The organism is Desulfuromonas versatilis (assembly GCF_019704135.1).
GTDB classification, from domain to species: Bacteria; Desulfobacterota; Desulfuromonadia; order Desulfuromonadales; family NIT-T3; genus Desulfuromonas_A; species Desulfuromonas_A versatilis.
Genome location: NZ_AP024355.1, coordinates 1143264 through 1165696 on the forward strand (window position 1 = coordinate 1143264; position 22433 = coordinate 1165696).

Here is a 22433-nt window from a genome sequence, read left to right on the forward strand (position 1 = left end):
GAGGAGTGAGGAGTGAGGAGTGAGGAGTGAGGAGTGAGGAGTGAGGAGTGAGGAGTGAGGAGTGGAGGGCCTCCGGCTCTGGTCTGCGCCTCGGGCTGGATTTGGGGACGACGACGTTGGCCGGGCGGCTGATCGATGGTGCCGGGAAATGCCTGGCCGAGGGGAAGCTGGCCAACCCCCAGTCGGCCTTCGGCAGTGACATCATCCGCCGCCTCGAGGCGGCGCGCGGTGGAAACGCCCAGAAGTTGCAAGCGCTGTTGGCCCAGGGGATCGGCGGGCTGATCGACGATCTGCTGGCGCGGGCCGGGCGCTCACGGGGGGAGATTGCCGCGGCGGCGGCGGCCGGCAATCCCGGCATCTGCCACTTGCTGCGCGGTCTGGAGGTCGACTCGGTCCTGTTTCCCCCGCACCGGCCCCCCGACTGCGCCGGGGTTCATCTCGAGCCGAGAGGGCTCGGTCTGGATCTGCCCGTCTCCCTCTACCTGTTTCCCCTGGTCAGCGGCTATGTCGGCGGCGACCTGGTGGCCTTCCTGTTTGCAGAGCCCGAGCCGGCAGCGAGCACCTTTTTTCTCGATGTCGGCACCAACGGCGAGATGGCCCTGTTCGCCGACGGGCGCTGGTGGACCACATCGGTAGCGGCGGGACCGGCCTTCGAGGGGGGCGGGATCTCCTGCGGCATGGCTGCGAAGGCCGGCGCGGTGGAGCAGGTGCGCCTCGACGGCGACCGGCTGCGCCTGGGGGTGATCGGCGGCGGCGCGCCCCGCGGGCTTTGCGGCAGCGGCCTGGTCGAGGCGGTGGCCGCCGCGCTCGAGGGAGGGCTGATGGACCCCCGCGGAACCCTGCGCGATCCGGGCGAGGTGGCGAGCCACCTGTCCCGCTACCTGGTCGAGTCGCCCGAGGGGAACGCCTTGCGGCTGTACCGGGATGCGTCGGTGGAGCTGCGGCTCACCCAGGAGGATGTGCGCAATTTCCAGCTGGCCAAGGGGGCCGTGCAGGCCGGGGCACTCTGTCTGCTGCGGCGCGCCGGGGTCGCGCCCGAGGACCTCGCGGCGGTGGTGGTGACCGGCGCCTTTGGCTTTTCCCTGGCTTCCGCGGCCCTGAAAAGGGTTGCCATGCTGCCGGAAACCATGGTAGATAAGGTCCGTTTTGTCCCCGGGGGAGCGCTTGCCGGCGTCTGCCGTCTGCTGGCTGATCCCGAGGGGCCTGCCAGGGCCCAGGCCCTGGCCGACCGGCTCAAGCCTTACCCCCTTTCGGGGACCCCGGCCTTCGAACAGGCCTTCCTCGCAGCCCTCGATTTCTGAAAAAACCGCCCGTGGGACGGTTTTTTCGTGTTTTTAAGAACCCGTAAACGGCACATCCACATCTCTGGCTGGCGGCCGACGCCTTCAGTCGCGGAAAGGGAATCTCAATGGCTACCATCAAGCGTGCTCTCATCAGTGTTTCGGACAAGACCGGCGTGGTTGACTTCGCCCGGGAACTCAGCGGCTACGGCGTGGAGATCCTCTCCACCGGCGGCACCGCCAAGCTGCTGCGCGAGCAGGGGCTCGCGGTCAAGGACGTCTCCGAGTTCACCGGTTTTCCCGAGATGCTCGACGGCCGGGTCAAGACCCTGCACCCCAAGGTCCACGGCGGCCTGCTGGGGATGCGGGAGAACCCAGAGCACGTGGCCAAGATGAAGGAGCACGGCATCGAGCCCATCGACATGGTGGTGGTCAACCTCTACCCCTTCGAGGCTACCGTCGCCAAGCCCGACTGCACCCTCGAGGATGCCATCGAGAACATCGACATCGGCGGCCCGACCATGTTGCGCAGCGCCGCCAAGAACAACCGCGACGTCACCGTGCTGGTCGACCACGCCGACTACGCCGGGGTGCTGGCCGAGATGAAGCAGAGCGGCGGCGCGGTCGGCCGCGAGACCAACTTCCGCCTGGCGGTCAAGGTCTACCAGCACACCGCCGCCTACGACGGCGCCATCTCCAACTGGCTGGGGCGCAAGCTCGATGCCGAGTCGGCCGAATTCCCGCCGACCCTGACCCTGCAGTACAAGAAGGCCCAGGGGATGCGCTACGGTGAAAACCCCCACCAGAAAGCGGCCTTTTACGTCGAAAAGGAGGTCAAAGAGGCCTCCATCGCCACCGCCAAGCAGCTGCAGGGCAAGGAGCTTTCGTACAACAACATCGCCGACACCGACGCCGCCCTCGAGTGCGTCAAACAGTTCGGCGAGGCCCCGGCCTGCGTCATCGTCAAGCACGCCAACCCCTGTGGCGTCGCCCTCGGCAGCAACCTCCTCGAGGCCTACAACCGGGCCTTTTCCACCGACACCGAGTCGGCTTTCGGCGGCATCATCGCCTTCAACGGCGAGCTCGATGCCGATACCGCCAAGGTCATCGTCGAGCGCCAGTTCGTAGAGGTGATCATCGCCCCCAAGGTCAGCGCCGAGGCCGTGGCGGTGGTCGCCGCCAAGAAGAACGTGCGCCTGCTCGAGTGCGGCCAGTGGCCGGCCCAGCCCGCCCAGCGCTTTGAATTCAAGCGGGTCAACGGCGGCATGCTGGTGCAGGACACCGATCTGGAGCTGACCGCCGAACTCAAGGTGGTCACCAAGCGCCAGCCCACCGACGCCGAGATGCGCGATCTGCTCTTCACCTGGCAGGTCGCCAAGTTCGTCAAGTCCAACGCCATCGTCTACGGCAAGGACGGCATGACCATCGGGGTCGGCGCCGGGCAGATGAGCCGGGTCAACTCGGCACGCATCGCCGCCATCAAGGCCGAGCACGCCGGCCTGCAGGTCAAGGGGGCGGTGATGGCCTCGGACGCCTTCTTCCCCTTCCGCGACGGCATCGACAACGCCGCCGCCGCCGGCATCGCCGCGGTCATCCAGCCCGGCGGCTCGATCCGCGACGAGGAGGTCATCGCCGCCGCCGACGAACACGGCATGGCGATGGTGTTCACCGGGATGCGCCATTTCCGGCATTAAAAATAAAAAAAGGCGTGATGAGTGATGAGTAATCAGTAACAGGTGAAAAGGCTTTTTCTCATCACTCATTACTTATCACTTATTACGCTTTGAAAGGTTTTTGAATTATGAAGATTTTAGTTGTCGGCGGCGGCGGCCGCGAGCATGCCCTGGTCTGGAAGATTGCCCAGTCGCCCCTGGTGGACAAGGTCTACTGTGCGCCGGGCAACCCCGGCATCGCCGGGCTGGCCGAGTGCGTGGCGATCGCTGCGGACGACATCGACGGGCTGCTGGCCTTCGCCAGGGAGATGGCCATCGAGCTGACCGTGGTCGGCCCCGAGGTGCCCCTGACCCTGGGGATCGTCGACCGCTTCCAGGCCGCCGGCCTGGAAATCTTCGGGCCGAGCCAGGCTGCCGCGCGCATCGAGGGGTCCAAGGGCTTCTCCAAGGACCTGATGGCCAAGTACGGCATCCCCACCGCCGCCTACCGCAGTTTCACCGACCGTGACGCGGCCGTGGCCTACATCCGCGAGCAGGGCGCGCCCATCGTGGTCAAGGCCGACGGCCTGGCCGCCGGCAAGGGGGTCATCGTCGCCATGACCGAGGAGCAGGCGGTGGCGGCGGTAAACGAGATCATGGTCGATGCGGTCTTCGGCAGCGCCGGAGCCAGCGTAGTCATCGAGGAGTTCATGGAGGGGGAGGAGGCCTCCTTCTTCGCCTTCACCGACGGCAAGAACATCCTGCCGCTGGCCTCCAGCCAGGACCACAAGCGGGTCTTCGACAACGACGAGGGGCCCAACACCGGCGGCATGGGCGCCTACTCGCCGGCCCCGGTAGTTACCGAGGCCCTCACCGCCGAGGTCCTCGACACCATCGTGCGGCCGACCATCGAGGGGATGGCCGCCGAAGGCTGCCCCTACTCGGGCATTCTCTACGTCGGGCTGATGATCGCCGGCGGCAAGGCCCGGGTGGTGGAGTTCAACGCCCGTTTCGGCGACCCCGAGGCCCAGCCTCTGCTGATGCGGATGAAATCGGACATCGTGCCGGTGCTGCAGTCCATCGCCCGCGGCAAGCTGACCCAGGGCTCCCTGGAGTGGCACGACAAGGCCGCCGTCTGCGTGGTGATGGCCTCGGGCGGCTATCCGGGATCCTTTGAAAAAGGCTATGAAATCAAGGGGCTCGAAGACGCGGCCAAGATCGATGATCTCATGGTCTTTCACGCCGGCACGACCCTCAAGGACGCCAGGATCGTCAACCACGGAGGCCGGGTGCTCGGTGTGACCGGCTTGGGGGCCAGCGTGGCCGAGGCGATCGAAAAGGCCTATCTCGGGGTGCAGGCCATCGGCTGGGAGAAGGTCCATTTTCGCAAGGACATCGGCCGCAGGGCGCTGCATCGCTGAACCTTGGTCCAGTTTCTAATTAAGTGAAAAAGTCTATTCGAAACAGCCTGTTGGGCCCTGCGAATGTGCTTTTAACCAGTGCAGATTCGTGCCGATTTCCCTTGACACTGGAAGAGGGCGTATATTAGCTTTTTCAAGACTTTGTAAATTCTATCAAAAAACGAATGTGGCTTAACATTTCCAGCTCCGGTGGCTTCATCCGCACCGGACGGGCTATCGTTTAGCCTTGCGCATGTGCCGCACTCCCGCCAGCGGCTTGCGGACCCGCTTGCTGTCAACCGTGATTTCAACCTCAGGGGCCCCATTCTCCAGGAGAAATTGACTTGAGTACAAAACGAAGCCCTATCGATGCTCTCTGGGACTTTTTCTGCTCCCTCAAGCTGACTATCATCACCCTGATCCTGCTTGCCGTCACCTCGATCATCGGTACGGTCATCCAGCAGAATCTCTCTCCCCAGGAATACCTGCAGATCTACAGCGAGACGACCTACCGGGTGCTGAATTCGCTGCAGTTTTTTGACATGTACCATTCCTGGTGGTTCCTCGCCCTGCTGGGGATCTTCTCCATCAACCTGATCGCCTGCTCCATCAAGCGTTTTCCCCGGGTCTGGAAAACCGTCCACGAGCCCGTCTTGACCGCTGAAGATTCGCTGTTCCGCACCTTCAGCAACGTTGAAGAGCATGTGGTGAGCGGCTCACCGGCCGATTACCGGGACAAGATCGCCAAACTCTTCAAGGAGAACTTCGCCGAGCCGGTTGTCACCGAAAAGGAAGGCAAGATTCATTTCTTCGCCCAGAAGGGCAAGTATTCCCGGTTTGGCGTCTATGTCACCCATCTGTCCATCCTGATCATTTTCCTTGGGGCGATCATCGGCAATCTCTGGGGTTACAAGGCCTTCGTCAATATCGTCGAAGGGACCCAGACCACCAAGGTCTGGCCCCGGGGCAGCAACGAACCGCTCGAACTCGGCTTTGCCGTGCACTGCGAATCGTTCAGCGTCTCCTTCTACCCTGGCTCCAACCGGCCCAAGGAATTCAAAAGCATCCTGACCGTTCTCGAAGACGGTAAACCGGTGAGCGAGGAGCTGACCAATCGGCCGATCATCGTCAACGACCCGCTGCGCTACAAGGGGATCACCTTCTACCAGTCCAGCTATGGCCCGACCGGCGATCCGATTTTCAACTTCCGGGTCAAGGTTCGCGAGACCGGCGAGACCCTCGACCTCGTGGCAAGGCAGGGGCAGATGGTCAAACTGCCCGATGGCGGCGGGTTCCGCGTCGTTCAGTTCGCCCCCTCCTTTCAGAACTTCGGTCCCGGCGCCCGGCTCGAGACCGTCTCGGCCGACGGAAAACGCAGCAACTTCGTGGTTCTGCAGGCCTTTCCCGAATTCGACGCCCAGCGCGGCGGCGACTACATCTTCAGCATGGGCGAGTACAAGCAGCGCTATTACACCGGCCTGCAGGTGGCCAAGGACCCGGGGGTCTGGGTGGTCTGGCTCGGCTGCTTCCTGATGGTCGTCGGCTGCATCATCGCCTTTTTCCTCTCCCATCGCCGCATCTGGTTGACCATTCAGCCGGTGGGTCAGAAAACCGGCATCAAGCTGGGCGGATCGGCCCACCGCAACCAACCGGCCTTCGAACTGTTTTTTGACGAATTCAAAAAGAACCTCAAGAACGAAATCGCTTCCTAGGCCTTGCGCGGCCACCAAGGAGGAGTGCACCCATGACCAGCTCCATGTTGTTCAATATCACCACCATCGCCTATTTTGCCTCGATGGTCCTGTTCGTCGTTTTCATCGCCGGGCGCAGCAAGGTTGTCGGCCTGCTTGCCACCCTGGTCGCCTGGGCGGGTTTTGCCGCCAACACCGGCGCCATTGCCATGCGCTGGGTGGAGTCGCATCAGCTGGGCTTCGGCCATGCGCCGCTTTCCAACCTGTATGAATCGGTGGTCTTTTTCGCCTGGTCGATCCTGCTGATCTACCTGCTCTTCGATCTCAAGTACAAGCAGCGGGCGGTGGGCGCCTTCGTGCTCCCCTTCGCCTTTCTCGGCATGATCTGGGCGCAGCTGCGGCTCAACGACGCCATCGAGCCGCTGGTGCCGGCCCTGCAGAGCAACTGGCTGACCTACCACGTATTCACCTGCTTTATCGGCTACGCTGCCTTCGCCGTGGCCTGCGGGGTTTCGATCATGTACCTGGTCAAGGTCGGCAAGGAAGAGAAGTCCCCGTCGGACTCTCCTGCCGGGGGGATTCTCGGCATGTTCCCCTCGGCCAAGATCCTCGATGACCTCAACTACAAGGCGATCATGGTCGGCTTCCCCATGCTGACCCTGGGGATCATCACCGGCGCGGCCTGGGCCAACTACGCCTGGGGCACCTACTGGAGCTGGGACCCCAAGGAGACCTGGAGCCTGATCGTCTGGTTCATCTACGCGGCCTTCCTGCACGCCCGCTTCACCCGCGGCTGGGTGGGGCGCAAGGCGGCCTGGCTGTCGATCTTCGGCTTCGCGGCGACGGTCTTCTGCTACCTCGGGGTCAACCTGATCCTGTCCGGTTTGCACTCCTACGGAGGGTAGGCAACTCCACCTCGTGCCCCTTCGGAAATCCCGGAGGGGCACTTTTCTTTCATGGCGCGAAGATTGCAGAGGTTTGTTGTCGGCAGGCAGCTGCCTGCCCGTTTTGTTCGCCATTTACTGTGCAGGCCCCTGCCCGAGGGGAACTGACGGCAACAAAGCCAGCCCGGGGGAAGCAGTGCTCCCCGGCACAAAGCCGCGTAATCACGTTTCCGATTCTGCGATTCGCTGACAAGGAACGCCGCCATGCATATGAAAAAGCTTGTTCTTTGGGGGGCGGTGCAGTTTTTCGCCTCCTTTCTGTTTGCCTCCTCTGTTGCGGCTGCCGACGGTTGCCTGGTGTCCGACTGCCATGCCGACCTCGCGCTCCCCAAGGTCGTCCACTCCCCGGTGAGCGAGGGTGAATGCGAAAGCTGTCACCAGGCGACCGGAGCCAAACATCCGGGAAGTGCCAAGGGGTTCAAGGCCGTGGCCAGGGGAGGCGAGCTGTGCCTGCAGTGCCATGACGATGTCGGCAATGAACCGAATCGGCACGGGCCGGTTCGAGCGGGGCGCTGCAATTTCTGCCACACCCCCCACGCATCCGACAACCCCGCCCTGCTGCTGGGCTCCGGAAACAAGATCTGTTTCTACTGCCACGGCGGGATCGAGCGGATTGTGAAAAATGCCCGGTCGCAACATGCCCCGGTGGCCGAGGGGCGCTGCTGGGACTGCCACAAGCCCCACGGGTCAGAGTTCAAGCCCCTGCTCAAGGACTATTATCCCGCCGAGTTCTATACGCCCTACCGGTACGAGAACTTCGCCCTCTGCTTCCGCTGTCACGACGACCGGGCGTTTCTCTACGAGCGGACCTCGGAGGCGACCAGTTTCCGCAACGGCGACTACAACCTCCACGTGCTGCACGTCAACAAGGCCAAGAAAGGGCGGGTCTGCAAGAGTTGTCACGGGGTTCACGGCGGGGACCAGGACAAACTCATCCTCAGCAAGATACCAGGTTTCGGCAGCTGGGAGATTCCCATCAATTTTCAGCGTACCGCCAACGGCGGGACCTGCTTTGTCGGCTGCCACAAGCCCAAGACCTATGACCGTCTGAGCCAGCAGCAGATCCTCAGGGAACAAAAGACCATCTTCGGTCAGGAGTAGGCGTCCGAGGGACCCCTTGGTTTTCTGGTGTAACGCTTCCCGGCCGCGGGGGGGGCAAGGCTGGCAAATGAAAAAGGCAGGATTGGAAATACCGATGAATCGTTTTGTCCAGGCAGGGATTCTCGTGGTGCTGCTGCTGATTGCCGGCTGCGCTCCCAAGGCAGCGGAACGTCAGCGCTTTTTCTGGCCCCCGGGGGACGCGCGGCCGCGGATCGAATATCTTGAGTTCTTCTACAGCGACGACGACGTGCGCCGCGGTGGTGAGCACTGGCTTGCCGAGGCGGTGTTGGGCAAGTCACAGCCGCACAAGGTTTTTTCCCGGCCCCACGCGGTAGCCGCGGACGGCAAGGGGAGAGTGTTTGTCTCCGATGTCGCGCAGCGCGAGGTGTTTGTCCTGGACCGAACCGCGCACCAGGTGAGAACCCTGAAAATCCCCAATGTCCCCCAGCCGCCCTTCAAATTTCCCGGCGGATTGGCCGTGGACGACGCTGGGCGGCTCTTTGTCGCTGATTCTCTCGAGGGGAAGATCATCGAGTTCGGCGCCGACGAAAAAGCCGTTCGCGGCTTCGGCAAGGGGCAGTTGCAGCGGCCGACCGGGCTGTGCTTCGACAACAGGCTCAAGCGCCTCTACGTGGTCGACACCGGCGCTCACCAGGTGGTGGCATTTGATGGCGAAGGCAAATCGCTCGGTACCTTCGGCAGGCGCGGCTCCGGTCCCGGGGAATTCAATTTCCCCCTCGATGTCGATGTGGACAGCGAAGGCAACCTCTATGTCCTCGATTCGATGAATGCCCGGGTGCAGGTCCTCGATCCGCAGGGGCGTTTCCTCCGGGAGTTCGGTGAGCGGGGCACCGCCCTTGGCTCTTTCCGGATTCCCAAGGCACTTTCCATCAGCCCCTCCGGCCACGTTTACGTCACCGATTCCACGGCCAACCGCTTCGTGATCTTCGATCTGCAGGGGCAATACCTGCTTTCGGTGGGCGGCGAGGCCCAGGTGACCAAGGGGCAGGTGACCCCGGGGGGCTTTTTCCTGCCCATGGGCATCGAGGTGGACGCCAACGAGGCGATCTGGGTGGTGGACTCGCTCAACGCGATGATCCACAAGTATCAGTACCTCAACGACCAGTACCTTCAGAAACACCCCATCAAGCAAGGTCAAACCTTTCGACCGCCCGGTCTCTGAGGTCGGGTGAAGAAATGACTTCTTTCATCTCGGGGAGCATGCAGTGAACAGTCGACATTCCCGCTTACTGGCTTCGGTCCTGGGCGCCCTTGCCTTTCTGCTTGCTGCCGGGCCTGGCTGGTCTCTGGAGATCATCTATCCTCCGGACAAAACCGTGGTGAGCCGGACCAATTATCTCATCATCAGGGGCGGGGACAACCCCCAGCTCGATGGGGTGTCCATTGAACTGGGCGGCTACAAGACCGAACTGCTGGATCTTTCCCAGCCCGAGTACCGGGCGGCCTTCGGCGATTTTCTGATTGTCGAACCGGTGCTCGATCCGGGGCGCAACCTTATCCTGGTCAAGGGGTACGTCAAGGGCGAGGAGGTCGCCAGCGCCCGGTCCGAGGTCTATTTTGCCGTCACCCCCGGAGCGTCGGCACCGAAGGATTATCGCCCCTTCGCCATGCACTCCCAGGAAAACGAGGCCAAATGCACCGGCTGCCACAACATGGCGCCTTCGCCCGAGGAGCTGGCCGCGGACAACGCCAAGACCAATCCCTGCGGCTCATGCCATGCCCGGCGTCTGGCTCAGGACTACGTGCACGGCCCTGCCGGGGTCTATCAGTGTACCTATTGTCACCAGGTTGACAGCCGCCCCGTCAAATATCAGCCCCGCGCGGAGAACGCCGCCCTGTGCAACGAGTGCCACCAGGACAAGGTCGATGAATTCACGGCCAAGAAGTTCGTCCATGGCCCGGTGGAGGCCGGGCTCTGCCAGGTCTGCCACGATCCCCACGCCAGCGACACCTATGGGCAGTTGGTCAAGCCGGTCAATGAGCTCTGCCTGGATTGCCACGAGGCGGTCAAGCGCCAGCCCCATGTTCTGCGGGGGGTTGGCGGGAAAGCGCACCCGCTCATGGGGGAGGCCGATCCCAACCGCCCCGGCAGGGAGCTCACCTGCGTGGGCTGCCATGATCCCCACGGCGGGCAGTCGGAGGCCTATTTCCAGGGGGGGATCAGCTCCCGCATGGCCCTGTGCCAGCTCTGCCATAAGAAATAAAGCGTAAAAAATAAATCGCTCAAAGAGGAGTTGTCGTGAAAATGAGAAACCTGACTAGCTTGATTGTTGGCGGAATGGCCGGGCTGCTGCTGTTGAGCGGGTGTTCCGCAGGGTCGGCCGCCAAGCCGCGGATCCTCTGGCCGCTGCCCCCCAACGAGCCCCGCCTGGAGTGGGTCAACACCTATGCCTCCCAGGACGATTTTCCCAAGACCCAGGCGCAGAAACTGTCCGAGCAGGTGGTCGGCAAGCCCGAGGCCTACACCTTCAAGACCCCCTTCGGGGTGGTTGCCGACGGCAAGGGGACGGTCTATGTCTCGGATGTCCACCACAAAAATATCCGGGTCTACGATTTCAACAACTATGAAATCCATTTTCTCACCGATCAGCCGGTGTTCAGCCTCCCTCTGGGGCTGGCTATCGACCAGGCGGGGCGGCTCTACATCGCCGACGGGGAGGCCCGCAACGTCAAGGTCTACTCGCCGCAGCAGGTGCCGCTGTTCGCCATCGGTGATGAGAAGATTTTTGAAAATCCGGCCTTTCTGGCCATCAACGAGCGCCTTAACCGGATCTACGTCTCCGATGGCAAGGCGCACAAGATCCAGGTCTTCGACCTGCAGGGGAAGCATCTTTTCGCCTTCGGGGAGCAGGGCAGGGAGCCTGGCAAGCTGTTCGGACCGCAGGGGATGGCCATCGACGGGCAGGACCGGGTCTTTGTGGCGGATATGCTGAACGCCCGCATCCAGGTGTTCGACGCCCAGGGGAAATACCTCTACCATTTCGGCGAGCGGGGCGATCGCGACTGGCAGTTCGAGAACCCCAAGGACCTCGCCTTTGACAGCGAGGGAAACCTGCACATCGTCGACACCCGCAAGGCCCTGCTTTTGACCTACGCTCCCGAGGGACGCCTGCTGCTGGCCACCGGCGGCGCGGGAGGGTCGAACCACCCGCTCGGCTTTGCCAGCCCCCACTCGATTTTCATCGACGGCAACGACCGCCTCTACATTGCCGACGGGTTGAACAAGCGTTTTGCCGTCTGGCAGTACCTTTCCAAAAAATATCTCGCGCAAAACCCCATCACCCCGGAGGACATCGAGAGGCTGGACCAGTTTTTGAAGAAAGAGAAGGGCAAATAGCCCGGGGGCGGCCCAGAGGGTCGTCAGTGATATGACATCGGGGTGTCCGTAAAATGGCTGGGCTTTTCGCCCAGCCATTTTTTTTGTATGAAATTAAGGGCATATATGTTTGGCACATGCTTTGCTTAAATGGGAGTCATGAGGTATCACTGCCACCCATGGACACGCTATCAACCGTCTGTCCAACAAACAAAAAGGAGGTAAAGGGAAATGAGAAAGTATCTACTGTTGGTTGCAGCTGCGCTGCTGCTGGCCGCTCCGGCCATGGGCCTCACGATTCAGGGGTCGGCCCACGACCTGAGCAACACCACCGGCGGGGGGGCTGCCGGGGACATCGACGAACTCTGCGTGTACTGCCACTCACCCCACGGGGTGACCGCTTCTGTGTCGGCTCCCCTGTGGAACCGCGGGATGTCCAACGCCACGCAAATCTATTCGGGTGTCGACATCCAGGCGACCTACGACCTGACCAGCTACAATGCCACTGACGCTCCCCTGTGTCTTTCCTGCCACGACGGCGCCAGCATCGGCGGCGCACTGACCAACCCGCCCAACAGCGGCGGCGCGCTCTACTCGCCGGCGCTTGGTGCGGACGCCGACCTTGGCACCAACCTGAGCAACGACCACCCCATCGGCTTCGACTATGCGGCAATCGATGCGGGCTCGGGTGCCGGGGAGGACTCGGAGATCAAACTGATCACCGACGCCACCGCCGCGGGCGTGCAGTTCTTCGGGGCCAGCAGCAACATCATGTGGTGCTCTTCCTGCCACGACGTGCACGATCCGGCCAATGTGCCGTTCCTGCTGGTCGACAATACCTCTTCGAACCTCTGTCTGGCCTGCCACGACAAGTAAGGCAGGGCTGTTTACTGGTGATCGGGCGGGGGGTAACCCCCGCCCTTTTCCCAGCGGAATCCGGGCCTGTCTGGACGCTCCCCGACGCCGCGCAGCCGGAGCGCAGATGTAGAGGGCTGCGGGGCGAGCGCCGCTGGAAATTTTAATTGATCAAAAGGGTCTGGCGCGAACGTCTGCGATGTGGAGAAGTTCCGGGATCTGTTGGATTTCAGGGGAATTTTCTCATCAGCGGTGCCATGCAAATAAACATCCCGGGAATTTCATGCGTCTAGTCTTTTCTCTCATAGCCATGCTGGGCATCATCTGGGTGGGCTGCCCCGGTCTGGCGGCGGCCGAGGGCCGCCTGTTCGGGGCCGCCGAGATGATCTACGGCGAGCACTCGGCCAAGGAAGTGGGGGAAAAGGTCCTGGACGCTGATTATTTTGCCCAGCAGTACTCGCTTTTGTACGCCCTGAAAGGGAAACTTCTCGAGGGCCGGGCTGGCGACTACCACCTGTCCCTCGGATACGAGTGGAACTCCCTGTCGGGCGAGTTGAACGGCGAGGGGATCGACGTCGAGACCGGAAAGATCCTCTATCGGGGGGATGTCATGGTGGCCCCCGGTGGGCTGCCGTTTCGCCTCCACCTCTACTCGCAGGACATGATCCAGTCGGCCTTCGTCGACGGCAGGGTGCCCACCCTGTTCGAGAGCCTTCCATCCGACAATTTCGCTACCCCCAGTCCCATCGTCGACATTCAGAACGGCCAGCGGATCCGCTCGGGCGCCACCCTCATGGTCGGCATCCGCAACGGCTCCTACCAGGGGCGCTACCGGGAGGTTCTGTCCCAGTTCCCACGGCTGCTGGTCGACTACTCCGAAGTCTACGTCAAGGACGAAAAGAGCCTCAGCCCGGAACATTACCGGGACCGCAACCTGGCTTTCGTCTCGCTGAACAAGAAGGACAACTGGTTTCACTACCGTCTGTTCGAGCACCGCGACTACCTGAATCCCGAGGAAAATTACGAGGAGTCGACCTACCTGCTGGGAACGGTGGACCACACCCTGCAGCGGCAGTGGATCAACTTCACCAATTGGATGAAGATCTCCGCCGACGGGTCCTTCACCGAGGGGAAAAAACCGAACCTCGAGGAAGATGATTTCGAGCGGTATGACCTCAACATGTTCGCCGTCGCCCGGCGCAGCGGCTGGAACGCGTCCTCCTTCAACACCTACAGCCGCCTGCTGGAGGTGGGGGAGCTTCGCAAGAGCCTCGAGGTTCCCTTCTATCTCAACGGCGAACTCTCCCGGGACACCTTTGCCCGGTTTCGCTTCGTCGGTTCGCGCGACGAGCGGTTGGACTTGGAAAGCGGCATCCAGGAAGATGAAGATGTGCTCTTCGCTTCCACCAGGCTGGAGACTTTCCGCAGGGAGCGGTTTATTCTGGCGCCCCAGCTCGACGGCGAGGTCAAGCAGGGGGACCGGGGTGAGGGCCACGCCCTGAGGGCGCGGGTCGAGTACTATACCAACAAGGCGGTGCGGCCGCGCTACGACATTTTCACCGCCTATTCCCTGGCGCGGTTCGAGGGGACCGGGGACGAGGGGTTGGAGACCCGCTTCTGGGAGCAGGAGCTGGAAGGGCGGATCGAGACCAGCCTCTCCACCAGTTTCCGCACCGGGCTCGGGGAGGAGCTTCTGTACGGCACCGGCACCCTGGATCGCACCGTCAGTCGCCATATCATCCCCAAGAGCGCCATCGGCCAGAGTCTGTTCGGCACCGATTTCGACAACCGGGACGGCGACGTGTTCCGGTCGATCACCACTTGGTTTGGCGAGCACCGCTCTCTGTCCCGGATCAGCAACCGCGTCGAACTGAAGTATGACTACCTCTCGGAGCCCGAACAGAGCAACGGCCAGTTCATCGCCAACCACTCCCTGCGTTACGATGGGCGGGAATTCCTGGTCAATATCCTCAACCAGCTGGTGGTCGGCGAACATGACAGGCGCAACAGCGAGCTGAGCGGCGGGGCCTTGGCCGACGACTTGTCCCTTTCCAGCGCTAATGCCAGTTTCCTGAATCGCTCCCTGGTTCGCTACCTGCCCAACCGCAGCATGGAGGGCTCGCTGCGGCTCGATTACGAGTGGCGTGACGAGGATGAAGGCTCCAGCTCCCACGTGCTGGGCGAGCAGCAGTACGTTTACCGGATCTTCAAAACCAACGGCATCATCCGGAAACTGGCCGAAATCGAGGAGAAGATCGAGTATGAAAGGTTCACCGACGCTGCCGGAGGGCAGCTGCGGGCAACAGTTTTCACCCTGACTGGGGATTACTACCCGATCAAGATCCTGCTGCTCAGGGCAAGGGCCCGCTACGATATCCGCTCCCCGGAAAATACCCATACCACAACCTGGTATTTGACCACCGCCCTGAACTTTGAGAAACTGCAGGTGGCCCTCGATTACGCCTACGGCGAGCGAAGTGAGGGAGACACGCTTCCTGAAAGGTATGAGCACCGATGGGAGGTGCAGGTGAGAAAGATCTTCTAGAAAAACCGGGTTCGCCCGGTTTTTCCGGTTTTGGAGCCAACGAGCCTGAGCCGGTGAATATGTCAGGTCCTGAAATTATTCTTCGTTCCGATGAAACCCTCGACGATCTGCGCCTAGGCGGGTTGAAGATCATTCAGAAGAAGGACGGCTACCGCTTCTCCCTCGACCCGGTTTTGCTGTGTGCTTTCGCCCGGGTCGCCCCCGGGGAGGCCTTGGCCGATCTGGGCACCGGCTCGGGCGTCATCCCGCTGCTGCTGGCGCGGATGAGCGAGGCGGAGCGGCTGGTCGGGGTGGAGGTTCAGCCGGGGATGGCCGGGCGCGCCCGGCGTAGCGTAGAGCTAAACGGCCTGGCCGGGCGGGTGGAGATCGTCGAAGCCGACCTGCGCTCGCTGCAGGGAACCCTGCCGGCGCAGGGATTCGATGTGGTGCTTGCCAATCCCCCGTTTCGCCCGTTGGGCACCGGGCGCCAGGCGCCGACGTCGGAGCGGGGCGCGGCGCGCCATGAACAGGCTGGGGGGCTGGGGGATTTTTTGCGGGCAGCCGCCTTCCTGCTGGGGGATGGGGGGCGCTTCTACGTCGTTTATCTGGCGGAACGCCTGGTTGATTTGCTGGCCGGGATGCGCGAGGCGGGGTTGGAGCCGAAGCGGCTTCGCTGTGTTCACTCGCGCCGGGGCGAGGGGGCGCGCATGGTTCTGCTGGAAGGGCGCCGTCGAGGGCGCCCTGGATTGGTGGTGGAGCCGCCGTTGTATGTCTGTGAGGGGGAGGACTATTCAGCGGAGGTGCTGACGATCTACGGCGAGCAGAAGCCCTGAGGGAATGAAAATTATTTCCTGCTTTTCTTCAGCTGCGCCTGGCGCATCATCAGGGCGCGCAGCTGGCGTTTGATCTCCGGGTCGGCGAGCGAGGCGAGGGTGGCCTCGATTTCGGCCTTTTCCTCCTCGGTGAGGGGGGTGTGCTTCCAGGCGGCGGGGTCGGGGCCGCTCTCCGGCAGTTCATCGGCCTGGATGCGGCCGCGCCGCAGGTAGATATCCTTCAGGGTGCCGGCACCTAGCCGCTCATTGAGCTTGGCGAGGATCCGCGGCTTGAGCAGCTGCAGCTGCTGCATCCAGACCGGCTGTTCGACCCGCACTTCCAGCACTCCCTCGCGGATTCTCAAGGGCCGCGCCCGGGCCGCGATCTGTGGTCCGACCACCTCGTCCCAGACCTGCCAGGCCCGGTATTCGCGCAATTTCCCTTCCATCCCCCGCTGCCGCAGCAGCTCCTGGACGATATCTCCGGCGGTGGCGGCCCTGCGCATGGGCGGGCGGTTTTTGCCTTTCACCGGTTTTTCCAGCGCCGGAAGCGTCCGCCGGCAAGTTGGCCGGCGACGGCGCAGGCCAGGGTCAGGGGGATGATGTTCCAGCCGAACCCTTCGGCGAGGCGAAAGGCGACGATGAAGGGGATGGACAGGTGGATATAGACGAACCAGCGCACCGAGTACTTGGGTGCGGTTTCGCGCAGAAACCCCAACGGCAGATTGACCAGGAAGGCGAACGCGAGAAGGCTGGCAAGGCCGAGGGCCTGGGAGTGAATCAAGGGGTGGTTCCTTTCGGCGGCAGATACCTGCTTTTGTGCTGACCGGGGTTTCAGGGGTTTGCCCTGGTATTAAAAGCACGTCTAAGTGTAGCTGGATTGTCCGAGCCCTGTCAACGAACTAGCTCTTGCGCCCCGTTCGGAAAACGTGGCATCATGCGCGCACCGAACTTCAAGGGGGTGCAGATGGTCCGTGAAGGCGACCTGGTGGCAATCTTCCATTCCATTCACCGGGTGATGAAAGTCGAAAAACTGCTCAAGTCCAAGGGGGTCGAGATGCTGCTGATTCCGGTTCCCCGGCAGCTGACCTCGGATTGCGGCCTGGCGATCCGCTTTACACCGGACGAGAAACCGCGGGTCTGGGAGGTGTTGGAACCCGAGGGCCTGCTCCCCGCCGAACTGTTCCAGCGTGAAGGCAAAGAGTACCGGCAAGTGGAAATCTGAGGCGCCCAGCCGCCGGTTTTCGCGCGGTTTTTCCCTTGACAAGGTTCAGGTGCTTAACTATAGTGCCCATTTTGCGAGAATTCGTTAGGCGCCTGCCTGGACGGCCATGTTTGATAATCTGACGGAAAAATTCGATTCGGTCTTCAAGAAGCTGCGCGGACAGGGGCGGCTGACCGAGGACAACATCCAGGAAGCCCTGCGCGAAGTGCGTCTGGTGCTGCTCGAGGCCGACGTCAACTTCAAGGTGGTCAAGGATTTCGTGGCTGCGGTCCGTGAGCGGGCGGTAGGCCAGGATGTCCTCAAAAGTCTGACGCCTGCCCAGCAGGTGATCAAGATCGTCCGCGAGGAGCTCGGCCGCCTGATGGGCGAGGGGACTGACAACAGCCTCGATCTGGCGGCGCGTCCGCCGGTGCCGATCATGCTGTGCGGCCTGCAGGGTGCCGGCAAGACCACCACCTGCGGCAAGCTGGCGCTGAGCCTGCGCAAGCAGAAGCGCAACCCGCTGCTGGTGCCGGCCGACATCTACCGGCCCGCGGCCATCGACCAGCTCAAAACCGTCGGCCGCCAGCTCGGTATCGAGGTCTACGACACCCAGCCCGGGCAGGACCCCGTGGCCATCTGCGAGGCGGCGCGCCGCTACGCGGAACTCAACGGCTTCGATACGCTGATTCTCGACACCGCCGGGCGCCTGCACATCGACGAGGCGCTGATGGGCGAGCTGGGCCGGATCAAGGCCTCGCTGGCGCCGCGGGAGATCCTGCTGGTTGCCGACGCGATGACCGGTCAGGATGCGGTCAACGTGGCCGAAAGCTTCGACGCCCAGCTGCAGCTGACCGGCGTGGTGCTGACCAAGCTCGACGGCGACGCCCGTGGTGGTGCGGCCCTGTCGATCCGCGCGGTGACCGGCAAGCCGATCAAACTGGTCGGCCTCGGCGAGAAGATGGACGCCCTCGAGGTGTTTCACCCCGACCGCATGGCCCAGCGCATCCTCGGCATGGGCGATGTGCTCTCGCTGATCGAGAAGGCCGAGGCGGCCATCGACAAGGACCAGGCCGCCAAGCTCGAACAGCGCCTGCGCAAGGAAGGCTTTACCCTCGAAACTTTCCGCGACCAGTTGCAGTCCATCAAGAAGATGGGCTCGCTCGAGTCGATCCTCAAGCTCATCCCCGGGGCCGGCAAGGCCATGAAGCAGATGAAGGGGATGCAGCTGCCGGACAAGGAGATGAAGAAGATCGAGGCAATCATCAACTCGATGACGCCCCAGGAACGGCGCGACCACAAGATGCTCAACGGTTCGCGGCGGCTGCGGGTCGCCAAAGGCAGCGGCACTACGGTGCAGGACGTCAACCAGTTGCTCAAGCGCTTCACCGAGGCGCAGAAGATGATGAAGAAGATGCAGCAGCTCGGCCCCAAGGGGTTGAAGGGGCTGATGGGCCGCGGCGGCGGGATGCCCTTTTAGAGGGCCCAGGCCCCGCAGAGGGGGCGGCCCGGAGAATTTCAGGTATAATTGACAGCATTCAGGCCCGGCAGGGGGTAAGCGCGGCGGAAAAGAGCCGGCTGCCGTAGACCCGGGATTTGACCTTATAGACCAAAGCCTAATTCGAAAACGGGATTCCCGTTAAGAAACATCCAGGAGGAACAACCGATGGCAGTAAAAATCAGGCTGGCCCGCGGCGGCGCCAAGAAGAGACCTTTCTACCAGGTGGTAGTTGCTGACGAGCGTTTCCCGCGCGACGGCCGTTTCATTGAGAATCTGGGTCAGTACGATCCCAAGCAGAACCCCCCCATGGTGACCCTGAAGGAAGACCGGACCCTGGAGTGGCTGCAGCAGGGCGCACAGCCTACCGATACGGTACGCAACCTGCTGCGTGCGCAGGGGCTCTGGGCCAAGTTCAAGCAGCCGGAAAAGGCGTAAGCTTCCCATCCGGAAACCGAGGCGGGCCAATCCTTTATCTTAAAGGACGGACTCCATGAAAGAGCTCATCGAATTCATCGCGAAATCCCTGGTTGAAAATCCCGGTGCGGTGACCATCTCCGAGGAGCAGGGTGAGGATGGGGGCATTCTCATCAAGCTTGCCGCGGCCCAGGAAGATATGGGCCGCATCATCGGGAAGCAGGGGCGCACCGCCAAGGCCATGCGCACGCTGCTAAACGCCAAGGCTACCCGGGAAAACAAGCGGGCTACCCTCCAGATCATGGAGTGATGGCAGTCCGCGTGGGTGAATGGTTCTGTGCCGGAGTGGTCCGGGGAACCCACGGTCTGCGTGGGGACCTCAAGGTCCGCCCCGTCACCGATGACTCCGCCTCGCTGCTCGAGGCCGGCGAACTGGAATTCCGCAAGGCGGACGGAACCGCCACGCGTCAAGTCCCGGTCCGGTCCTCGCTGCATAAAGGGGATGTGCTGCTGCGCCTGAAGGGGCTCGAGCACATCGATGAGGTTCAGCACCTGGTGGGCAGTGAGGTCTACATGCCCTACCGGGATCTGCCCGACCTGGAAGAAGACGAGTTCTACTGGTACCAGTTGGAGGGCCTGCGGGTGCTCGACCGGACCCGGGGGGAACTCGGCACGCTGGAAGAGATGTTCACCACCCCGGCCCACGACATTTACGTGGTTCAGGGGCCCTACGGGGAGGTTCTGATCCCCGTGGTCGAGCAGATGATTGTCCGGGTCGACCTGGTGGCTGGCTGCATCGAGGTCGATCTGCCCGAAGGGCTGGTTCCGGGTTCCGATGAAGTTTGAAATCCTGACCCTCTTCCCCGACATGTTCGAGTCTCCCTTCGCGGGGAGCATCCTCGGCAAGGCGGCGGAAAAGGGATTGATCGAGATTGAGCCCCACAACCTGAGGGACTGGGCCGAGGGGCGGCACAAGGTGACCGACGACACCCCCTACGGCGGGGGCGACGGCATGGTCATGAAGCCCGAGCCGGTGGCCCGGGCGCTCGCCGAGCTGAAACAACGCTCGCCGGCCGCGCGGGTGATCCTCATGACCCCGCAGGGGCGCACTTTCCGTCAGCCAGATGCCCAGGCCCTGTCGCGCGAACAGGGGCTGGTTTTTGTCTGTGGGCGCTACGAAGGGTTCGACGAGCGGATCCGCTGTCTGGTGAATGACGAATATTCCATCGGCGATTTCGTGCTGACCGGTGGAGAACTGGCCGCCATGGTCATGATCGACGCGGTCGCCCGCCTGCTGCCCGGGGTGCTTGGCAGCAGCGGCAGCGCCGAGGTCGATTCATTTTCGGACGGGCTGCTCGAGTTTCCCCATTACACCCGGCCGGCCGAATTCCAGGGACACCGGGTGCCCGAGGTTCTGCTTTCGGGCAACCACGCCGAGATCGCCCGTTGGCGACGCCGTGAGCAGTTGCGGCGGACCCTGCAGCGGCGTCCCGACCTGCTGGAGCGGGCCCCGCTCAGCGATGAGGATCGGCGCATTCTCGAGGAGCTGCGGCGCGAGTTGCGGGGGCAGGGCTGATGAGCCGCAAGCCGCTGGCCGTGGCGCTGGTCCACCACCCGGTGATCGACCGTGCCGGGGACCGGGTGACCACCGCCGTCACCAACCTCGATCTGCACGACATCGCCCGCGCCTCGCGCACCTTCGGGGTCGACAGGTTTTACGTGGTGACCCCCGTCGCGGAGCAGCAGGCCCTGGTGGAGAAGATTCTCGGCCATTGGCGCGAAGGTTTCGGCGCCGGCTACAATCCGCACCGGGGCGATGCGCTGGGGCTGGTCAGGCAAGTCAATTCGCTGGATGAGGCGCTGGCCGACTGGAGCGCCGCCGCCGGCGAGACCGCGCGGCCGGTGCTGACCGGAGCGGGACGCAAGGACGGCATCCCGAGCGCTGAGTGCCGCGGGCTGATGGCTCGGCACCCGCTGCTGCTGGTGTTCGGCACCGGATGGGGGCTGGCGCCGGAACTGTTCGACCGGGGCTGGACCGTGCTCGAGCCGATCCGCGGCGCCGGGGAGTACAACCACCTTTCGGTGCGCTCGGCCGTGGCCATCATTCTCGACCGGCTGCTCGGCACCTAGACAGACAATCGATTTCAAAGCTGCGGCCGCTTCAGCGTGCACCATCCACGCGCCGGCGGATACAGTTCGAAAATCCACAAAAGCGATATCGGCATACAGGAGGACAAGATGAACATCATTGATCGTATCAACATGGAGCAGATCCGGAAGGACATTCCGGTTTTCAAGGCTGGCGACACCCTCAAGGTGCATGTGAAGATCGTCGAAGGCGACAAGCAGCGCATCCAGGTTTTTCAGGGCGTCTGCATCAAGCGGGTCAACCGCGGCCTCGGGTCGACCTTCACCGTCCGCAAGGTTTCCAACGGCATCGGCGTCGAGCGCGTGTTCTCTCTGCACGCCCCCAACGTCGAGAAGATCGAGGTTGTGACCATCGGCCAGGTTCGCCGCGCCAAGCTTTACTACCTGCGCAACCTGTTCGGCAAGGCTGCCCGCATCCGCGAAAAGCGCCAGGCCTGATTTACCGCCAGAAAGCCCCGGCCGCAAGCCGGGGCTTTTTGCTTCTGCCACTCCGAATCTCTGGGAGAGTCCCGGTGACCCTGGATCTGTTCCCCGCCGAAGAGATTTCCACCCTGCATTTCGAACAGGCCGCCCAGGCCCGGGGATTCAGCGCCGTGGCCGGCATCGACGAAGCCGGGCGCGGTCCCCTGGCCGGCCCGGTGGTGGCCGCCGCGGTGATCCTGCCCGAGGCGTTCGACCTGCCGGGCCTGACCGACTCGAAGAAGCTCACCCCCGGCCGGCGCGAGGCCCTCTTCCCCCTGATTCGGGCCCAGGCCCGGGCGCTGGGGGTCGGGGTGGTTTCCGCCGCCGAGATCGACGAGCTCAACATCCTCCAGGCCACCCTGCGCGCCATGTCCCTGGCGGTCGAGCGCCTGCAGTGCCCGGCCGATTACCTGCTGATCGACGGCATTACCCCGCTGCCCCTGGCGCTGCCCCAGAAGACCCTGAAGAAGGGTGATTCCCGCTCCTTGTCGGTGGCCGCCGCCTCGGTGGTGGCCAAGGTGGTCCGCGACCGGATGATGGTCGGTTTCGACGCGCGTTTTCCCGGTTACGGATTCGCCAGGCACAAGGGGTACGGCAGCGCCGATCACCTGGCCGCCATCGCCCGTCTCGGCCCCTCGCCCCTGCACCGGCGCACCTTTGGCGGGGTGCGCGAGCACCTGGAAAAGTCGTGACCCGCCAGCGCCTGTCCCTGGGGCAGTGGGGCGAAGACCAGGCGGTCCGCTACCTGCAGGGGCTCGGGATGAAAATCGTTGAGCGCAACTTCCGCACCCCCGTCGGCGAGATCGACATCATCGCCCGCCACAGGAAAACCCTCGTTTTCGTCGAGGTCAAGACCCGCCGCAGCGCGGCCTTCGGCACCCCCCAGGAAGCCGTGGGCGCCTTCAAGCAGCGGCAGATCCTGCGCACCGCCCAGTGGTACCTCGCCCAGGGGCACGGCCGGGGCCTGCAGCCGCGTTTCGATGTGGTGGCGGTGCGTCCGGCGGCCGACACCGCCGCGATCGAGCATATCCCCGATGCCTTCGGCGCCTGAACGTCCGGCGGTCGCCGAGCGGTCGAGGTTTGCCTTTTCCCCTTAATCCGATTATCA

24 protein-coding genes are annotated in these 22433 nt (G+C 63.1%); 22 read left to right on the plus strand and 2 right to left on the minus strand.

Annotated features, from left to right (window positions below; genetic code table 11):
* Positions 1 to 47 precede the first annotated feature (47 nt).
* The 12 genes from DESUT3_RS05025 to DESUT3_RS05080 all read left to right on the plus strand — a co-directional run bounded on the left by DESUT3_RS05025 (position 48) and on the right by DESUT3_RS05080 (position 15617).
* The gene (locus tag DESUT3_RS05025) at positions 48 to 1301 is read left to right on the plus strand and encodes an ASKHA domain-containing protein (RefSeq protein WP_221251359.1); all 1254 of its coding nucleotides are present in this window, start codon (positions 48 to 50) and stop codon (positions 1299 to 1301) included.
* A gap of 107 nt (positions 1302 to 1408) precedes the next feature.
* Positions 1409 to 2974 carry a bifunctional phosphoribosylaminoimidazolecarboxamide formyltransferase/IMP cyclohydrolase gene (gene purH / locus DESUT3_RS05030; protein ID WP_221251360.1) on the plus strand — a complete coding sequence of 522 codons (1566 nt, stop codon included), beginning with the start codon at positions 1409 to 1411 and terminating at the stop codon, positions 2972 to 2974.
* Positions 2975 to 3081: 107 nt separating this feature from the next.
* On the plus strand, positions 3082 to 4353 hold the full coding sequence (gene purD / locus DESUT3_RS05035) for a phosphoribosylamine--glycine ligase (protein WP_221251361.1): 1272 nt from the start codon (positions 3082 to 3084) through the stop codon (positions 4351 to 4353).
* Between the two features lie 323 nt (positions 4354 to 4676).
* Positions 4677 to 6044 carry a cytochrome c biogenesis protein ResB gene (gene resB, locus DESUT3_RS05040; RefSeq protein WP_221251362.1) on the plus strand — a complete coding sequence of 456 codons (1368 nt, stop codon included), beginning with the start codon at positions 4677 to 4679 and terminating at the stop codon, positions 6042 to 6044.
* Between the two features lie 32 nt (positions 6045 to 6076).
* On the plus strand, positions 6077 to 6928 hold the full coding sequence (gene ccsB / locus DESUT3_RS05045) for a c-type cytochrome biogenesis protein CcsB (RefSeq protein WP_221251363.1): 852 nt from the start codon (positions 6077 to 6079) through the stop codon (positions 6926 to 6928).
* A gap of 249 nt (positions 6929 to 7177) precedes the next feature.
* Positions 7178 to 8068 carry a cytochrome c3 family protein gene (locus tag DESUT3_RS05050; RefSeq protein WP_221251364.1) on the plus strand — a complete coding sequence of 297 codons (891 nt, stop codon included), beginning with the start codon at positions 7178 to 7180 and terminating at the stop codon, positions 8066 to 8068.
* A gap of 94 nt (positions 8069 to 8162) precedes the next feature.
* A complete protein-coding gene (locus tag DESUT3_RS05055; protein WP_221251365.1) occupies positions 8163 to 9251 on the plus strand; it encodes a 6-bladed beta-propeller in 1089 nt (362 codons plus the stop codon).
* Positions 9252 to 9294: 43 nt separating this feature from the next.
* Positions 9295 to 10293, plus strand: coding sequence for a cytochrome c3 family protein (locus tag DESUT3_RS05060; RefSeq protein WP_221251366.1), 999 nt, complete (start codon positions 9295 to 9297; stop codon positions 10291 to 10293).
* A 41-nt stretch (positions 10294 to 10334) separates the two neighbouring features.
* Complete coding sequence (locus DESUT3_RS05065; protein WP_221251367.1) at positions 10335 to 11426, plus strand: NHL repeat-containing protein; 1092 nt, start codon at positions 10335 to 10337, stop codon at positions 11424 to 11426.
* A gap of 210 nt (positions 11427 to 11636) precedes the next feature.
* Positions 11637 to 12281 (plus strand): cytochrome c3 family protein, encoded by a 645-nt coding sequence (locus tag DESUT3_RS05070; RefSeq protein WP_221251368.1) that lies wholly within the window; start codon positions 11637 to 11639, stop codon positions 12279 to 12281.
* A 262-nt stretch (positions 12282 to 12543) separates the two neighbouring features.
* Positions 12544 to 14805, plus strand: coding sequence for a hypothetical protein (locus DESUT3_RS05075; protein ID WP_221251369.1), 2262 nt, complete (start codon positions 12544 to 12546; stop codon positions 14803 to 14805).
* Between the two features lie 59 nt (positions 14806 to 14864).
* Positions 14865 to 15617, plus strand: coding sequence for a tRNA1(Val) (adenine(37)-N6)-methyltransferase (locus tag DESUT3_RS05080; RefSeq protein WP_221251370.1), 753 nt, complete (start codon positions 14865 to 14867; stop codon positions 15615 to 15617).
* Positions 15618 to 15628: 11 nt separating this feature from the next.
* Here the strand turns inward: DESUT3_RS05080 and DESUT3_RS05085 are convergent, their stop codons facing one another.
* Positions 15629 to 16126, minus strand: a complete 498-nt coding sequence (locus DESUT3_RS05085; RefSeq protein ID WP_221251371.1) for a DUF721 domain-containing protein — start codon at positions 16124 to 16126, stop codon at positions 15629 to 15631.
* Complete coding sequence (locus DESUT3_RS05090) at positions 16123 to 16380, minus strand: hypothetical protein (RefSeq protein WP_221251372.1); 258 nt, start codon at positions 16378 to 16380, stop codon at positions 16123 to 16125. Before DESUT3_RS05090 ends, DESUT3_RS05085 begins: the two co-directional genes overlap by 4 nt.
* 153 nt (positions 16381 to 16533) lie before the next feature.
* Here DESUT3_RS05090 and DESUT3_RS05095 point away from each other — a divergent pair, with 153 nt between their 5' ends.
* From DESUT3_RS05095 to DESUT3_RS05140, 10 genes are all read left to right on the plus strand, one after another.
* Positions 16534 to 16821: a DUF3343 domain-containing protein gene (locus DESUT3_RS05095; RefSeq protein WP_318835990.1), complete on the plus strand. Its 288-nt coding sequence runs from the start codon at positions 16534 to 16536 to the stop codon at positions 16819 to 16821.
* 106 nt (positions 16822 to 16927) lie between these two features.
* Entirely contained in the window at positions 16928 to 18280 is a 1353-nt protein-coding gene (gene ffh / locus DESUT3_RS05100; RefSeq protein ID WP_221251373.1) for a signal recognition particle protein, read from the plus strand.
* Positions 18281 to 18466: 186 nt separating this feature from the next.
* Complete coding sequence (gene rpsP, locus DESUT3_RS05105; RefSeq protein ID WP_221251374.1) at positions 18467 to 18736, plus strand: 30S ribosomal protein S16; 270 nt, start codon at positions 18467 to 18469, stop codon at positions 18734 to 18736.
* A gap of 55 nt (positions 18737 to 18791) precedes the next feature.
* Complete coding sequence (locus DESUT3_RS05110; protein WP_221251375.1) at positions 18792 to 19025, plus strand: KH domain-containing protein; 234 nt, start codon at positions 18792 to 18794, stop codon at positions 19023 to 19025.
* Complete coding sequence (rimM, locus tag DESUT3_RS05115; protein ID WP_221251376.1) at positions 19025 to 19561, plus strand: ribosome maturation factor RimM; 537 nt, start codon at positions 19025 to 19027, stop codon at positions 19559 to 19561. The genes DESUT3_RS05110 and rimM overlap by 1 nt, the downstream gene beginning before the upstream one ends.
* Positions 19551 to 20291, plus strand: a complete 741-nt coding sequence (gene trmD / locus DESUT3_RS05120; protein ID WP_221251377.1) for a tRNA (guanosine(37)-N1)-methyltransferase TrmD — start codon at positions 19551 to 19553, stop codon at positions 20289 to 20291. The genes rimM and trmD overlap by 11 nt, the downstream gene beginning before the upstream one ends.
* On the plus strand, positions 20291 to 20845 hold the full coding sequence (locus tag DESUT3_RS05125) for an RNA methyltransferase (protein ID WP_221251378.1): 555 nt from the start codon (positions 20291 to 20293) through the stop codon (positions 20843 to 20845). The genes trmD and DESUT3_RS05125 overlap by 1 nt, the downstream gene beginning before the upstream one ends.
* 108 nt (positions 20846 to 20953) lie before the next feature.
* Entirely contained in the window at positions 20954 to 21301 is a 348-nt protein-coding gene (gene rplS, locus DESUT3_RS05130) for a 50S ribosomal protein L19 (RefSeq protein WP_221251379.1), read from the plus strand.
* Positions 21302 to 21375: 74 nt separating this feature from the next.
* On the plus strand, positions 21376 to 22017 hold the full coding sequence (locus DESUT3_RS05135) for a ribonuclease HII (RefSeq protein ID WP_221251380.1): 642 nt from the start codon (positions 21376 to 21378) through the stop codon (positions 22015 to 22017).
* Positions 22014 to 22376, plus strand: coding sequence for a YraN family protein (locus DESUT3_RS05140; protein ID WP_221251381.1), 363 nt, complete (start codon positions 22014 to 22016; stop codon positions 22374 to 22376). Before DESUT3_RS05135 ends, DESUT3_RS05140 begins: the two co-directional genes overlap by 4 nt.
* Positions 22377 to 22433 lie beyond the last annotated feature (57 nt).